A 519-nucleotide genomic window follows, 5' to 3' on the forward strand; every position below is an offset into this window, starting at 1 on the left:
CACGCCACGGCCGGGGTGCGCGGGTTGGTCGGAAGGCCAGGGCAGCCAGCGGCCACCCTGGTGGTAAAGGATGTTCATCGCGCTCACCCGCCCTAGCTGTTCACGCAGCACCCAGCGCGGCGCCGAGGCGGCATACAGGTCCGCCGAGGTTTCCAGTAGCAGGCGTTGCTCACGCGCCTCGAAGCGCAGACGTTGGCGCTGCAAACGCGACCCGCCTTCGGCCTCCGGCAAGCCTGTCGCCGCCACCCACAGCAGTTGGCCGCTCGTCGCTTGCCAGTCGAACCAACGGCCGGGCAAGGGCAATCGCTGGTCATACACCCGGCGCAGGACCGGGCTGTCGAAGCGCCGCTCCAGGGCCAGGCAGAAATCCAGCACCGACGCCTCCTGGCTGCTCACCTGCAACCGCTCACGCACCTTCAGCCAGCCATTGACCAACGCTGCCAGCATGACGCCGAGCAGCGCGGTGAGGGCCAGGGCCACCATCAGTTCGATCAGGGTCAGGCCTGCCTGCTGCCGCTT

At 68.6% G+C, this 519-nt stretch carries 1 protein-coding gene; it reads right to left on the bottom strand.

Going from position 1 to position 519, the window contains the following annotated elements:
- Window positions 1–519 (bottom strand): type II secretion system protein J (locus tag MFF34_RS27910; protein WP_238217820.1); only part of this gene is annotated, 519 nt, incomplete at both ends.

Origin of the sequence: Pseudomonas sp. PAGU 2196, from assembly GCF_022179005.1 — a bacterium.
Classification (GTDB): domain Bacteria; phylum Pseudomonadota; class Gammaproteobacteria; order Pseudomonadales; family Pseudomonadaceae; genus Aquipseudomonas; species Aquipseudomonas kermanshahensis.